General features: G+C 67.1%; 11 protein-coding genes. 4 read left to right on the top strand and 7 right to left on the bottom strand.

Annotated elements, in window-relative coordinates; genetic code table 11:
- Positions 1-143: 143 nt before the first annotated feature.
- The 3 genes from dctP to G3545_RS08935 form a co-directional block, all read right to left on the bottom strand.
- Positions 144-1232: a TRAP transporter substrate-binding protein DctP gene (dctP, locus tag G3545_RS08925; protein WP_170011748.1), complete on the bottom strand. Its 1089-nt coding sequence runs from the start codon at positions 1230-1232 to the stop codon at positions 144-146.
- A 320-nt stretch (positions 1233-1552) separates the two neighbouring features.
- Positions 1553-2644, bottom strand: coding sequence for a TRAP transporter substrate-binding protein (locus G3545_RS08930; RefSeq protein ID WP_170011750.1), 1092 nt, complete (start codon positions 2642-2644; stop codon positions 1553-1555).
- 290 nt (positions 2645-2934) lie between these two features.
- Positions 2935-4134, bottom strand: coding sequence for an Mrp/NBP35 family ATP-binding protein (locus G3545_RS08935; RefSeq protein WP_170011752.1), 1200 nt, complete (start codon positions 4132-4134; stop codon positions 2935-2937).
- Between the two features lie 250 nt (positions 4135-4384).
- On the opposite strand from G3545_RS08935, the gene G3545_RS08940 reads away from it, so the two are divergent.
- From G3545_RS08940 to G3545_RS08950, 3 genes are all read left to right on the top strand, one after another.
- Positions 4385-5161, top strand: coding sequence for an ABC transporter substrate-binding protein (locus G3545_RS08940; protein ID WP_170011754.1), 777 nt, complete (start codon positions 4385-4387; stop codon positions 5159-5161).
- Between the two features lie 280 nt (positions 5162-5441).
- Positions 5442-6167 (top strand): ABC transporter permease, encoded by a 726-nt coding sequence (locus tag G3545_RS08945; protein WP_170011756.1) that lies wholly within the window; start codon positions 5442-5444, stop codon positions 6165-6167.
- Positions 6167-6919 (top strand): ABC transporter permease, encoded by a 753-nt coding sequence (locus G3545_RS08950; protein WP_170011758.1) that lies wholly within the window; start codon positions 6167-6169, stop codon positions 6917-6919. The genes G3545_RS08945 and G3545_RS08950 overlap by 1 nt, the downstream gene beginning before the upstream one ends.
- Before the next feature lie 50 nt (positions 6920-6969).
- Here the strand turns inward: G3545_RS08950 and G3545_RS08955 are convergent, their stop codons facing one another.
- The 3 genes from G3545_RS08955 to G3545_RS08965 all read right to left on the bottom strand — a co-directional run bounded on the left by G3545_RS08955 (position 6970) and on the right by G3545_RS08965 (position 10684).
- Positions 6970-7671, bottom strand: a complete 702-nt coding sequence (locus G3545_RS08955) for a uracil-DNA glycosylase family protein (RefSeq protein ID WP_170017973.1) — start codon at positions 7669-7671, stop codon at positions 6970-6972.
- A gap of 344 nt (positions 7672-8015) precedes the next feature.
- Complete coding sequence (locus G3545_RS08960) at positions 8016-10223, bottom strand: xanthine dehydrogenase family protein molybdopterin-binding subunit (protein WP_170011760.1); 2208 nt, start codon at positions 10221-10223, stop codon at positions 8016-8018.
- 5 nt (positions 10224-10228) lie between these two features.
- Entirely contained in the window at positions 10229-10684 is a 456-nt protein-coding gene (locus G3545_RS08965) for a (2Fe-2S)-binding protein (RefSeq protein ID WP_170011762.1), read from the bottom strand.
- Positions 10685-11174: 490 nt separating this feature from the next.
- Between G3545_RS08965 and G3545_RS08970 the strand changes: the two genes are divergently transcribed.
- A complete protein-coding gene (locus G3545_RS08970; protein ID WP_170011764.1) occupies positions 11175-12767 on the top strand; it encodes an ankyrin repeat domain-containing protein in 1593 nt (530 codons plus the stop codon).
- A 169-nt stretch (positions 12768-12936) separates the two neighbouring features.
- Here the strand turns inward: G3545_RS08970 and G3545_RS08975 are convergent, their stop codons facing one another.
- Positions 12937-13428, bottom strand: a complete 492-nt coding sequence (locus tag G3545_RS08975) for a thermonuclease family protein (RefSeq protein ID WP_246702744.1) — start codon at positions 13426-13428, stop codon at positions 12937-12939.
- Between the last annotated feature and the right edge of the window lie 68 nt (positions 13429-13496).

Here is a 13496-nt window from a genome sequence, read left to right on the forward strand (position 1 = left end):
GCTTATGGCGCGCGGGGGGCGCTCTGCGTGAGCATCCTTCGAGGCCCGGCTTTGCCGGGCACCTCAGGATGAGGTTCATCTATAGAACGACCTCATCCTGAGGTGCCGCGAAGCGGCCTCGAAGGATGCTCACGCAGAGCACCTCACCCCCGCGAGCGCGCCCGGATCATGTAGCCGTCATAGGGATATTCCCCCACCTGCCACCACAGATATTCCTCGTTGCGGAAGGCGATCATGGCGTCGAGGATCTTCTTGAAACCGGCATTCTTGGCGGAAATCTCGGTGTAGAGCTCGTTCGAGGCGGTCCAGGCGGCGTCGAGGAAGCTCGGCGGGAACGGCTTCAATTGCGCGCCCGCCGCCACCAGCCGGCGCAGCGCGGCGGGGTTGCGGGCGTCGTATTTGGCCAGCATGTCGGAATTGGCATAGGCGGCGGCGGCCTCGAAGATCGCCCGATAGGATTTCGGCAGCGCGTTCCAGCGTGCCTGGTTGACGATGATGTGCATGGTCGGCCCGCCATCCCACCAGCCAGGATAGTAATAGAACGGCGCCACCCGCACGAAGCCGAGCTTCTCGTCATCATAGGGCCCGACCCATTCGCAGGCGTCGATGCTGCCCTTCTCCAGCGCGGAATAGACGTCGCCCGGCGCGATCTGCTGCGGCACCACGCCGAGCTTGGCCACCACCTGCCCGGCAATGCCGCCGATGCGGAACTTGAGCCCGCGGAAATCGGTCATATCCTTGATTTCCTTGCGGAACCAGCCGCCCATCTGGGTGCCGGTATTGCCGCCGAGGAAGCCGACCAGATTATATTTGGCGAGGAACTCGTCCTGCAATTCGCGCCCGCCGCCATGATAGAACCAGGCATTCTGCTGGCGCGCATTCAGCCCGAACGGCATGGCGGTGAAGCAGGCGAAGCTCGGGTCCTTGCCGAGATAGTAATAGAGCGGGGTCTGCGCGCACTCGACCGTGCCGTTCTGCACCGCGTCGAGCGCCTGCAGGCCCGGCACGATCTCGCCGGCGGCGAAGCTCTCGATGGTGAAGCGCCCGTCGGTGGCCTCGCTGACATATTTCGCCACCAGCTCATTGGCGCCGAAAATGGCGTCGAGCACCTTGGGCACGCTGGAGGTGAGGCGCCATTTCACGCTTGGCGCGGATTGCGCGATGGCGGGCGCGGCGAGCGTCGTCGCGGCGGCGGCGAGGCCGGCGGTACGGAGGAGATCGCGACGCTTCATCGGGGTCGTTCCTGCGCTGTGAGGCGCGGATGTTTGCAGCACCGCGCGGCGCAGGGCAATCACGACTTCGCATACCCTCCCCCAACGTCGTCATCCCGGACGGCCGAAGGCCGAGCCGGGATCGCGGGAAGGTGTTGTCCTGCGTGAGCATCCTTCGAGGCCCGGCTGCGCCGGGCACCTCAGGATGAGGTTCATCTCTCAGGACAACCTCATCCTGAGGTGCTCGCTTGGCGAGCCTCGAAGGATGCTGAAGCAGGACCACATCCCCAAATCGTCATGCCCGGGACAGGCCCGGGCATGACGTCGTTCTTGCGTTCAGCTCAGCCGCGCGCGCGGTTGCGGATCTGGAAGCTGTCGAAGGTGTACTCGGCGACCTGCCACCACAGATACTCGTCGTTGCGGAACGACTGCATGGTGTTGATCAGCTTCTTGAAGTCTTCGTTCTTCGCCGAGATCTCGCCCCACAGCTCGTTGGTCGCCTTCAGGCAGGCTTCCATCACGTCATTGGGGAAGGGGCGCAGTTGCGTGCCGTTGGCCACCAGGCGCTTGATCGCCAGCGGGTTCTGCACGTCGTAGCGCGCCTGCATGATGGTGTTGGCATAGGTGGAGCCGGCGATCAGCGCCGACTGGTAGGTCTTCGGCAGTTCGTTCCACTTGGCGAGGTTGGTGAAGGCGTGGATGGTCGGGCCACCTTCCCACCAGCCGGGATAATAGTAGAACTTCGCCACCTTGTAGAAGCCGAGCTTCTCGTCATCGTACGGGCCGACCCATTCGGCGCCGTCAATGGTGCCCTTTTCCAGCGCCGGATAGATGTCGCCGCCGGCGATCTGCTGCGGCACCACGCCGAGCTTGGCCATGACCTGCCCGGCGATGCCGCCGATGCGCATCTTCAGGCCGTTCATGTCGGGAACCGACTTGATCTCCTTGGAGAACCAGCCGCCCATCTGCGCCCCGGTATTGCCGCAGGGCAGGCCGTAGACATTGTACTTCTTGTAGAATTCGTTGAAGGCCTCGATGCCGCCATTCTGGTAGAGCCAGGCATTCTGCATGCGCGCATTCAGGCCGAACGGCACCGAGGCGGCAATGGCGAAGGTCGGATCCTTGCCGACGAAGTAATAGGACACGGTGTGGCACATCTCCACGGTGTTGTTCTGCACCGCGTCGAGCACCTGAAGGCCGGGGACGATCTCGCCGGCGGCGAACACCTGGATCTGGAACTTGCCGTCGGTCAGCTCCGAGACCATCTTCGACATCACTTCGGCGCCGCCATAGATGGTGTCGAGCGACTTCGGGAAGCTGGAGGCGAGGCGCCATTTGATCTCGGGCGCGGACTGCGCGATGGCGGGCATGGCAACAGCGGTGGAGGCCGCGACACCGGCACCGGTCGCGGCAAGGAACTGACGGCGCTTCATGAAGTCGTCTCCTTCTGGGGTTCCTCGTGGCGCGGTGGGGGCTACCGCACCCTTGGGCTTATGCCCTTTTCCAATGACAGAGGTACGCCACGGGTTTTGCCAAGGCAACCTGAGGGAAGATGCGTCTTTTGGCGGGGGTTGGCGGCGGGAGGGCAAGGAGTCGCGCGGAGGCGGACATCCTTCGAGGCTCGCTGCGCTCGCACCTCAGGATGACGTCGCATTTATAACCACGTCATCCTGAGGTGCCCGGCGACGCCGGGCCTCGAAGGATGCTCACGCAGAGCGCCCCCTCACTCCACCACGATCCGCGGCGCCTGCCGCGTGCTGGCCTTGCCGCCGGTCAGCGCGACCTGCACCGCGCGGGCGATGGAGCGGTAGATCTCGGCCTCCGCGCTGTCCGGGGCGGTCGCCACCAGCGGGCGGCCGGCGTCCGAGGTCTCGCGGATGGTGAGGTGCAGCGGCACCTCGCCGAGGAACGGCACGCCGAGCCGCTGCGCCTCGTGCCGGGCGCCGCCATGGCCGAAAATGTCGGAGCGGCCGCCGCAATGCGGGCAGAGGAAGTAGCTCATATTCTCGACCACGCCGAGAACCGGGACATTCACCTTCTCGAACATGGCGATGCCGCGCCGGGCGTCGATCAGCGCCAGGTCCTGCGGGGTCGAGACGATCACCGCGCCGGCCAGCGGCACCTGCTGCGCCATGGTGAGCTGCGCGTCGCCGGTGCCGGGCGGCATGTCCACCACCAGCACGTCGAGCGGCGCCCAGTTCACTTCCTTCAGCATCTGGCTGATCGCCGACATCACCATCGGGCCACGCCAGATCATCGGCGTCTCCTCCTCGACGAGGAAGCCGATCGACATCACCTTCATCCCCCAGCTTTCCAGCGGCTGCAGCATGCGCCCTTCCGCGGTCGGCCGGCCCTTGAGGCCGAGCAGGCGCGGCACCGAGGGGCCATAGATGTCGGCGTCGAGCAGGCCGACCTTCATGCCGAGCGAGGCGAGGCCGAGCGCGAGATTGGCGGCCAGCGTCGACTTGCCGACGCCGCCCTTGCCCGAGGCCACCGCGATGATGGCGCCGACGCCCGGCAGGCCGCGGCCTTCCTTCTGCGGATCGGCCGGCGGCGCGGCGTGCGTATGGCCGGCGTGCGAATGCCCGCCGGCGGGTGCCCCCGCGGGCGCACCTTGCCCCGAGACCCGCACCGGCGTGGTCGAGGTGCCGCCCTGGGGCGCGGCGGGCCCGCTGCCAGCCTTGCGTTCCGCCGTCAGCGCCACCAGCGCCGAGGTCACGCCCGGCGTGCCGCGCACGGTGCGCTCCACCGCGGCGCGCACCGGCTCCCAGGCTTGCGCCTCGCGCGCATCCACGGTGAGCGAGAGATAGACCTTGCCGTCCGAGACCAGGATCTCGGAGAGCACGCCGGCCTGCGTCACGGGGCGCCCGTCCGGGGCCATCACTTGCGCAAGCCGCGCCTTCACATCTTCAGCGGTTGCCATCGTCGCGCTCCGTTGCGAACAGTTTCAAACGGTTGAGCACCGGAACGCCGACATCGTCAACCCGCCCGCCGCTGTCGATCGATCGGCGCCCTTAATCGAACCGCATTGCCTATTCAACAGACAGATAATCATTCTGATTACGAATGCATCATCTCCCCGTTGCGCACCCCATGGTAAAAGTGCCAGCATCGCCCGCCGGGGACGAAACCACCGCCCGGCACCGAGAGAGATGTCTTCAGAGGGAAGCAGCATGAGCCTCGTCACCCACATCGCCGCGGCCGTCCTCATCGTCGCGGCGAGCGCCGCCGGCGCCTCCGCCAAGGAGTGGAAGACGGTCCGCATCGGCACCGAGGGCGCCTATCCACCGTTCAATTATATCGAGAAGGGCGAGCTCAAGGGCTTCGACATCGATATCGCCAAGGCGCTGTGCGAGAAGATGAAGGTGACCTGCACGTTCCAGGCGCAGGACTGGGACGGCATCATCCCGGCGTTGCTGGCCGGCAAGTACGACGCCATCGTCGCCTCGATGTCGATCACCGACGAGCGCAAGAAGCAGATCGCCTTCACCGACAAATACTATCTGAGCCCGGCGAGCTTTACCGCGCGCAAGGAATCCAAGATCACCGACACCAGCCCGGCGGCGCTGAAGGGCAAGGTATTGGGCGCGCAGAGCGCCACCATCCACTCCAATTTCCTCGAGGACATCTATGGCAAGGCCGGTGCCGAGGTGAAGCTCTACGGCAAGCAGGACGAGGCCAATCTCGACCTCGCCAACGGGCGGCTCGACGCCGTGCTGGCCGACAAGACCGTGCAGTATGACTGGCTGAACTCCAAGGACGGTGCCTGCTGCCAGTATGTCGGCGCCGAATACACTGACACGAAGTATTTCGGCGACGGCGTCGGCATCGGCATCCGCAAGGGCGACGCGGATCTGGTGACCATGTTCAACAAGGCGATCAAGGAGATCGTCGCCGACGGCACCTACAAGAAGATCAACGAGAAGTATTTCCCCTTCAGCATTTATTGAGGCACCATGGGCTACCGCGCCGTAATCAGCCGGCGCGGCCCGCCATTTGCGGAGTGCCTCCTCTCGATGAGCCTCTCCAGTGAGTTCCTGCGGGTTGATGTCGTCGCAAGGCGCGTGGCCGCTCGTCCCTCCGCCGCGCTGTTTCAGCATCCTTCGAGGCCCGGCCTTGCCGAGCACCTCAGGATGAGGTCGCTTTTGAAAGATGAACCTCATCCTGAGGTGCCGCCGGAGGCGGCCTCGAAGGATGTTGAAGCAGAGCGGCCTATGGGTGGAGACATTCATGCTTGAGCTGCTCAGCCTGCTCTCCTTCGGCGAGAATGGCTGGGGCGACGACATCGCCAGGGGCGCTCTCGTCACCATCGAGCTGGCGCTGGCGACGCTCCCCGTTGGGCTCGCCATCGGGCTCGCCGCCGCACTCGCCAAGAACTCCAATTCGGCGATCCTGCGCGCCGCGGGCAATCTCTACACCACGGTGTTCCGCGGCCTGCCCGAGCTGCTGACGCTTTTCATCGTCTATTATGGCGGGCAGATGCTGCTCACCCGCATCGCCGGCATGCTGGTCGAGGGCGCGACCATCGAGGTGAACCAGTTCGTCGCCGGCGTCACCGCACTCGGCCTGGTGCTCGGCGCCTTCTCCAGCGAAGTGTTCTATGCCGCGATCCGCTCGGTGCCGCGCGGCCAGACCGAGGCCGCCGGCGCGCTCGGCCTCGCCAAATGGCAGGTGTTCCGCCTCGTGGTGTTCCCGCAGCTGTGGCGCGTCGCGCTGCCGGGTCTTTCCAACAACTGGCTGGTGCTGCTCAAAGACACGTCGCTGGTCTCGGTCATCGCCATCACCGACCTGATGCGCCAGACCTCGATCGCGGTGGGCGTGACCAAGCAGCCCTTCTTCTTCTATCTCGTCGCCTGCCTGATCTATCTGGTGTTCTCGATGCTCTCCAGCGTGGTGTTCTCCCGCGCCGAGGCCAGGGCCAGCCGCGGCCTCAAGCGTGTCGGAGGGAAGGCCTGATGATCGGCGAATTCTTCGGCATCATCGGCACCGGCTTCATCAATCTGATGGGCCTCCTCGGCTTCAATGCCGAGCTGATGGGACGCTACGGCCCGCGCTTCCTCGACGGCGTAGTGGTGACGCTGGAACTGGTGGCGATCTCGATGATCTGCGGCGGCATCCTTGCCATCCCGCTCGCCATCGCCCGGGTGGAGGGCAACAAGTTCGTCTCGCGCCTCGCCTTCGGCTACAGCTATTTCTTCCGCGGCACCCCGCTGCTGGCGCAGACCTTCCTGGTCTATTACGGCGCCGGCCAGTTCCGCGTCGAGCTGGAGAGCCTCGGCCTGTGGTGGCTGTTCCGCGACGCCTTCTTCTGCGCGGTGCTGACCTTCACGCTCAATACCGCGGCCTACCAGGCGGAGATATTGCGCGGCGGCATCGAGAGCCTGCCGGTCGGCCAGATGGAGGGCGCCAAATCGCTCGGCCTCAGCGGCGTGCTCGCCTATCGCAAGGTGATCCTGCCGCAGGCCATCGGCATCGGCCTGCGCCCGCTCGGCAACGAGCTGGTGCTGATGATCAAGGCCAGTTCGATCGCCTCGATCATCACTGTGTACGACCTGATGGGGGTGACGCGGCTGGCGTTTTCCCGCTCCTACGACATGGAAGTCTATCTGTGGGCGGCGGTGCTCTATCTCGTCATGGTCGAGATCGTGCGCCGGGTGTGGAACGTGCTGGAGCGGCGGCTGAACCGGCATCTGATGCTGTCGCGGTAGGAAGGGGTCGTCCTGCTTGAACATCCTTCGAGGCCGCCTGCGGCAGCACCTCAGGATGAGGTTATTTTTGAAAGATGAACCTCATCCTGAGGTGCCGCCGCAGGCGGCCTCGAAGGATGCTGAAGCAGAACCCGCTCCACCTCCCCCCGCAGCACCGGCAGCAATTCCTCGCCGAACCACGGATGACGCTTCAGCCACCCCGTGTTTCGCCATGACGGATGCGGCAGCGGCAGGATCTTCGGCCCGCTCCGCGCGTCGAATATCTCCCGCCAGCGCACCACCCGCTCGGTGAGGCTGAGCTTGACGAAACGCTCCAGGCCGAGGCGGCGCAGATGGTAGTTCTGCGCCGGCGCGCCGATCACCAGCACCAGCTCGAACGCCGGCAACACCGCGAACAGCCGGTCGTGCCAGGTGGCAACGCATTCCGGGCGCGGCGGCAAATCGGCGCCCTTGGCATCCTGCCCGGGAAAGCAGAAGCCCATCGGCGCGATGTCGATGCGCGAGACGTCGTAGAAGGTGTCGGAATCCACGCCCAGCCATGAGCGCAGCCGGTCGCCCGAGGCGTCGGTGAAGGGCATGCCGGAGAGGTGTACCTTGGTGCCCGGCGCCTGGCTGGCGATGAGGATGCGCGCGGTGGCGGACACCCGCAGCACCGGCCGTGGCGCATGCGGCAGCGGCATGCGCAACGGACGATCGACGCACACCCGGCAGGCGCGGATTTCCGATACGAGCGCGTCGAGGGGTTCAGGCATGGCGGTGTAGATGGCGGGTACGGGCGGGTTTGTCACGGGTGCTCTGCGTGAGCATCCTTCGAGGCCCGGCCTTGCCGGGCACCTCAGGATGAGGTTGTCCTTTTATACGGACCTCATCCTGAGGTGCCGCCGCAGGCGGCCTCGAAGGATGCTCAAGCAGGACAACCCCTTCCCCCAAAAAGCAAAACGCCACGGCCGGCCTTGCCGGCGCACCGCGGTGGTCCTTGCCGCGGCACGCTTGAGCAAAGCCGGCCATGGCGCCTACCGAGCCAGCGCATGCGAGCGCCGACCCGCCGACCACCTGGGCAGCCGGCGCGGGGATAACGCCCGCGCCGGCGAATTCGTCAGACCTTCACATCTTCCAGCTTGAACGGCAGCGAGCGCAAGCGCTTGCCCGTCGCATTGAAGATGGCGTTGGACAAAGCCGGCGCGATCACCGGCACGCCGGGCTCGCCCACGCCGGTCGGCGCGTTGGCGCTAGGCACGATGTGCACCTCGACCTTCGGCATCTCGGAGATGCGCAGCGGGATGTAGCCGTCGAAATTCGACTGCTCCACCACGCCCTTGTCCATGGTGATCTCGTCGTGCAGCGCGGCGCCGAGGCCGAAGCCGATGCCGCCCTCGATCTGCGCGGCGATCACGTCCGGATTGACGGCGATGCCGCAATCCACCACGCACACCACCTTCTCCACCTTGATCTTGCCGTCCGCCACCGAGACATCCACCACCGAGCCGACCACGGTGTTGAAGCTCTCGTGCAGCGCGACGCCGCGGCCCTTGCCGGCTCCGGCCTTGGGACCCCAGTTCGCCTTCTCGGCGAGCAGCTTGAGCACATTGGCGTGGCGCGGCTGGTCCTTCAGCATCGCCAGCCGGTACTCCACCGGGTCCTTGCCGGCGGCATTGGCGAGTTCGTCGACCGTCACCTCCACCACATGGGCGGTGTGGGTGTGGCCGACCGAGCGCCACCACAGCGTCGGCACGTTCACCTTCGGCGAGTGCAGCTCCACCGCGAGATTGGCGATGGCGTAATTGGTGTCGGAGGCGCCTTCCACCGAGGTGCCGTCGACGCCTTCCTTCACCGCGAAGGCCTCGAACGGCGTGCCGACCATGAAGGACTGGCCGACAATGCTCTGCTGCCAGCCGGCGATGCTGCCGTCGGCGGCGATGCCGGCGCGCACCTTGTGGTAGAAGATCGGCCGGTAATAGCCGCCCTTGATGTCGTCCTCGCGGGTCCACACCAGATGGATCGGCGCGCGGCCGTCCGTGGCCTTGAGCACGGTCGCGGCCTCGGCGATGTAGTCGGCGGCCGGATTGGCGCGCCGGCCGAACGAGCCGCCGGCCCACAGCGTCTCGATCGTCACCTGCTCGGGCTTGAGGCCCATGATCGCGGCGACGGTGGCCTGCTCGATGGTCTGGAACTGCGAGCCGGCATAGATGGTGACGCCGTCCGCGGTCTTCTCGATCACGCAGTTGCACGGCTCCATCGGCGCGTGGGCGAGATAGGGGAAGTTGAACTCGGTCTCGATGGTCTTGACCGCGCCGGCAATCCCCTTGGCAGCGTCGCCGCGGTTCGCTGCCGGCAGGCCCTTGGTCGAGGCGAGCTGCTTGTACTCGGCGATCAATTCGCCGGTGCCGCGCTTCTCGGCCTTGCTCTCGTCCCACTCCACCTTGGTCAGCGCCTCGCGGCCCTGGATGGCCGACCAGGTGTTCTTGGCGACCACCGCGACGCCGTTCGGCACCGCCACCACATCGACCACGCCGGGCACCGCCTTGGCGGCGGCGGCGTCGAAGCTCTTCACCGTGGAACCGAAACGATCCGGGCGCTTGATCACCGCGGTGAGCATGCCCGGGCGCTTGATGTCGAGCGCATAGATGGCCTTGCCGTCGGTCTTGTCGGCGGAATCGAGCCGCGGCAGGCGGGTGCCGATCAGCTTGAAGTCCTTCGGGTCCTTCAGCTTCACGTCGGTCGGGATCGGCTGCTTCGCCGCATCGGCGGCCAGCTCGCCGAAGGTGGCGGTGCGGTTGCCGGACTTCAGCACGCCCTTCTCGATGGTGATGCTGCTGGCCGGCACCTTCCACTTTTCGGCAGCGGCGCCGATCAGCATGGCGCGGGCGGCAGCGCCGGCCTTGCGCAACTGCTCCCAGCTATTGGCGATCGAGGTGGAACCGCCGGTGCCCTGCACCGGGCCGAACGCCAGGTTGTTGTAGAGCTTGGCATCGGCGGGGGCGGTGGCGGAGCGCATCTGGCTCCAGTCGGCGTCGAGTTCCTCGGCGACGATGGTGGTGAGGCCGGTGCTCACCCCCTGCCCCATGTCGAGATGCTTCGACAGCACGGTGACGGTGTTGTCGGGCGCGATCCGCACGAAGGCGTTCGGCATCGGCGGATCGTTCGGCGCCGCGGCGAAGGCCTTGGTCGGGTCGAGATGGACGCCGATGACCAGCGCCCCGGAAATCGCGGCGGCACCTTTCAGGAAGGAGCGGCGGGAAGCTTTGGAAACCGGTGCGATCTGCGCCAGCATCCGTGCGTAATGCTCGGGTTTGATGATGTGCATGGCGATCACGCGAGGTTGGAGGCGGCTTCGTGGATGGCAGCGCGGATGCGCTGATAGGTGGCGCAGCGACAGACGTTGCCGTCCATGGCGGCGTCGATGTCGGCGTCGGTCGGCTTGCGGTTGTCGCTCAACAGGCCCACCGCCGACATGATCTGGCCGGACTGGCAGTAGCCGCATTGCACCACGTCGAGCTTGCGCCACGCCGCGACGACGGCGGTGCCGACTTCGCCGGTATTGACGCCCTCGATGGTGGTGACCTTCTTGCCTTCGACATCCGCCACCGCGGTCTGGCAGGAGCGGACGGGCGCGCCGTCCACATGCACCGTGCAGGCGCCGCACAGCGCGGCACCGCAGCCGAATTTGGTCCCGGTGAGACCGACGACGTCGCGCAGCGCCCATAGCAGCGGCATCTGGCCGTCGACGTCGAGCGTGTGCTCGGTTCCGTTAAGCGTGAATTTCATGATGGCCCTCTCCGAGGATGAGGACACGCAAAGGCGACAGGCCGCCCCGGCGGTTTTCCCGGCCCCGGCGACGGCAAATCGGCAATGCGCTCCCGAACCGGAGGCTACTCCGGATAGGCGTGCGGCTTAACTCACCAGAGCGTGAGTGGCCTCAGACGTTCGGCCAATTGCGGAACGGGGTGTGGCGACAGGTAGGGGAAGGCGCTCTGCTTCAGCATCCTTCGAGTCTCGCTGCGCGAGCACCTCAGGATGAGGTTGCCTTTTAAAAACAACCTCATCCTGAGGTGCCCGGCAAGGCCGGGCCTCGAAGGATGCTGAAGCAGAGCAACATCTTCCCTCCCCACCCCCGCCGCGCTAACCTCCCGCTTGCGGTGCAAGCCGCGCCCGGGCCCGCGGGAAGGGTTGAACCCACTTGCAGCGATGAGCTGACAAACCAGACCTTTGTGCAGCCGGAATTGCGGGCCGTCGGCGCTTCATGCACGGAGGTTCCATGCAACAGCTCCCCGAACGGCCGAATCTCGGCCATCTCAAGAAACAGGCGAAGGACCTGCTCGCGCTCCATCGCAGCGGCGAGCCGACCGCCTTTGCGCGGCTGCGCGACGCGCTGCCGGCCGCCGCCGGCAAGAGCGACGACGCCATCCGCGCCCTCGGCCTGCGACTGCACGACGCGCAATCCGCCGTCGCCCGCGAATATGGCTTTGCCTCCTGGGCCGAGCTCGACGCCTTCGTCGCCGCCCGCAACGCGCACGCGACGAGCCGCGCGCAGGCGGTGCGCAACTGGCTGCGGCTGGTCTATCCGGGCGATATCGCCGGCGAGATGAACCCGGCGCGGCCATTGGTGGCGGCGCGGATGCTGGAGGCCGATCCCGCTCTGGCGGACGGCGACCCGTATCTCGCCTGCGCCATCGGCAATGAGGCCGCGCTGCGCGCCATGAGCGCGCGTGACCCGGCGTGGGTCAATCGGCCGGGCGGCCCGCTCGATCTGCCGCCGCTGGTCGCGGTGACGCATTCCAGCCTGCTGCGCTTGCCGGAATTCCGCGATGGGCTGCGCACCTGCGCCCGGCTGCTGCTGGAAGCCGGCGCCGACCCCAACCAGGCGGTGACGCGAGGCTGGCAGTCGCCCGCCGCCGACCACCCCGCCGAGAGCTTCCGGCTCTCCGCGCTCCATGGCGCCGCCGGGCAGAACCACGACGCCGAGCTGGCGCGCCTGCTGCTCGCCGCCGGCGCCGATCCGAATGACGGCGAGTCGCTCTATCATTCGCTGGAGAACCCGGCCTGCACCCGCTTGCTGCTCGAGGCTGGCGCCCGCGTCACCGGCAGCAATGCGCTCTATCGCGTGCTCGATCTCGACGATGTCGAGACGCTGCGCCTGCTGCTCGCCCATGGCGGGGATGCCAATGAGAAGGCCGGCGGACCGCCGACCTCGGACTGGGGCACGCCGCTGCTGTGGGCGATCCGCCGCCGCCGCTCCCCGGCGCACATCGCCGCCCTGCTGGAGGCCGGCGCCGACGCCACCGCGCGCACGCCGGACGGCGCCAGCGCTTATGTGCTGGCGCTGCGCTTCGGCCTGCCGGACGTCGCCCGCCTGCTCAAGGGCGACGGCGCGCCGCTGCCGGAGGACGAAGCCTTCATCGCCGCCTGCGCGCAGGGTGATGCGACAGCCGCCCGGCGCATCCGTGCGGCGCGGCCGGACCTGCCCGGTTCGCTCTCGCAAACCCAGCTGCGCCTGCTGCCGGAACTCGCGGCGCAGGGCCGCGATGACGCGGTGCGGCTGATGGTCGAGCTCGGCTGGCCGATCGCGGTGGCCGGCGGCGACTGGCAAGCCTCGGCGCTGAACCAGGCGGTGTTCCGCGGCGATGCGGCGCTCACTCGTTTCCTGCTGGAGCACGGCGCGAGCTGGCAGGAGCGGCACGGCTATGGCGACAATGTCCGCGGCACGCTGTCCTTCGCATCGCGTACCGAAACGGTCCCGGGCGGCGACTGGCTCGGCTGCGCGCAGGCGCTGGTCGCGCACGGCATGCCGAAGGGCAAGGTGGAGGCCGGGTGGTTCTCGGACGAGGTGGGGGAGTTTTTGATGGAGTAGGCAGGGGTTGCCCTGTGCGGGCATCCTTCGAGGCCGCTTCGCGGCACCTCAGGATGACGTTGATCTTAAAAGAACCACGTCATCCCTAGCAGTTGGCCAATGGCCAACTGCGGGGGTGCGAGCCTCAGCGAGCCTCGAAGGATGCTCAAGCAGAACGCCCTCTTCCCCCTCAATTATTCCGCGCCCGCCACGAGGCCGGCTGCTCGAACGGCCCCGCCCAGATCCCGCGCTTCGCCCTCCGCGCCTCCGCCTCCTCGCGCGCATAGGCGAGCCCGGTCGACACCGCCAGGCCCTGCGCCACCATCGCCCTGGCGAGGTCCGCCCCGCCCGCCTCGCACACCGAGACCGAGCGGCCATAGACATCGGTGTCCACCGGCCGGCAGCTCACCGCGCCCGCGCTCGCCGCCTTGCGCAGCGCGTCGCGCGCGGCCCGCCCGCACGGCCACGGCCTCGAAGCCACCCCGCAATCCTGGTGCAGTTCCGGCGCGTCGATGCCGTCGAGCCGCACCCGTTCGCCGCCCAGTTCGAAGCTGTCGCCATCGCCGATATGGATCGCGCCGGTGAGCGCCGGCACCAGCCAGCCAGCGAAGCGCTCGGCGAGCAGCGCGCCGGCAACCAGAACCGCCGCCACCAGCACGGAATTTATGGTGCTACGGCGCAACAGGTGCTCCCCCGACCGTCGCGCCGCAATTCATTAACCACGCTCCTAGAGCAAGCATTAAGCATTCG

This window comes from Starkeya sp. ORNL1, from assembly GCF_012971745.1.
GTDB lineage: Bacteria > Pseudomonadota > Alphaproteobacteria > Rhizobiales > Xanthobacteraceae > Ancylobacter.

Coding starts and splice junctions, on each gene's coding strand:
- G3545_RS08960 (WP_170011760.1), bottom strand. CDS start 10,223: ATGCACATCATCAAACCCGAGCATTACGCACGGATGCTGGCGCAGATC.
- G3545_RS08970 (WP_170011764.1), top strand. CDS start 11,175: ATGCAACAGCTCCCCGAACGGCCGAATCTCGGCCATCTCAAGAAACAG.
- G3545_RS08945 (WP_170011756.1), top strand. CDS start 5,442: ATGCTTGAGCTGCTCAGCCTGCTCTCCTTCGGCGAGAATGGCTGGGGC.
- G3545_RS08955 (WP_170017973.1), bottom strand. CDS start 7,671: ATGCCTGAACCCCTCGACGCGCTCGTATCGGAAATCCGCGCCTGCCGG.
- G3545_RS08935 (WP_170011752.1), bottom strand. CDS start 4,134: ATGGCAACCGCTGAAGATGTGAAGGCGCGGCTTGCGCAAGTGATGGCC.
- G3545_RS08965 (WP_170011762.1), bottom strand. CDS start 10,684: ATGAAATTCACGCTTAACGGAACCGAGCACACGCTCGACGTCGACGGC.
- G3545_RS08950 (WP_170011758.1), top strand. CDS start 6,167: ATGATCGGCGAATTCTTCGGCATCATCGGCACCGGCTTCATCAATCTG.
- G3545_RS08930 (WP_170011750.1), bottom strand. CDS start 2,644: ATGAAGCGCCGTCAGTTCCTTGCCGCGACCGGTGCCGGTGTCGCGGCC.
- G3545_RS08940 (WP_170011754.1), top strand. CDS start 4,385: ATGAGCCTCGTCACCCACATCGCCGCGGCCGTCCTCATCGTCGCGGCG.
- dctP (WP_170011748.1), bottom strand. CDS start 1,232: ATGAAGCGTCGCGATCTCCTCCGTACCGCCGGCCTCGCCGCCGCCGCG.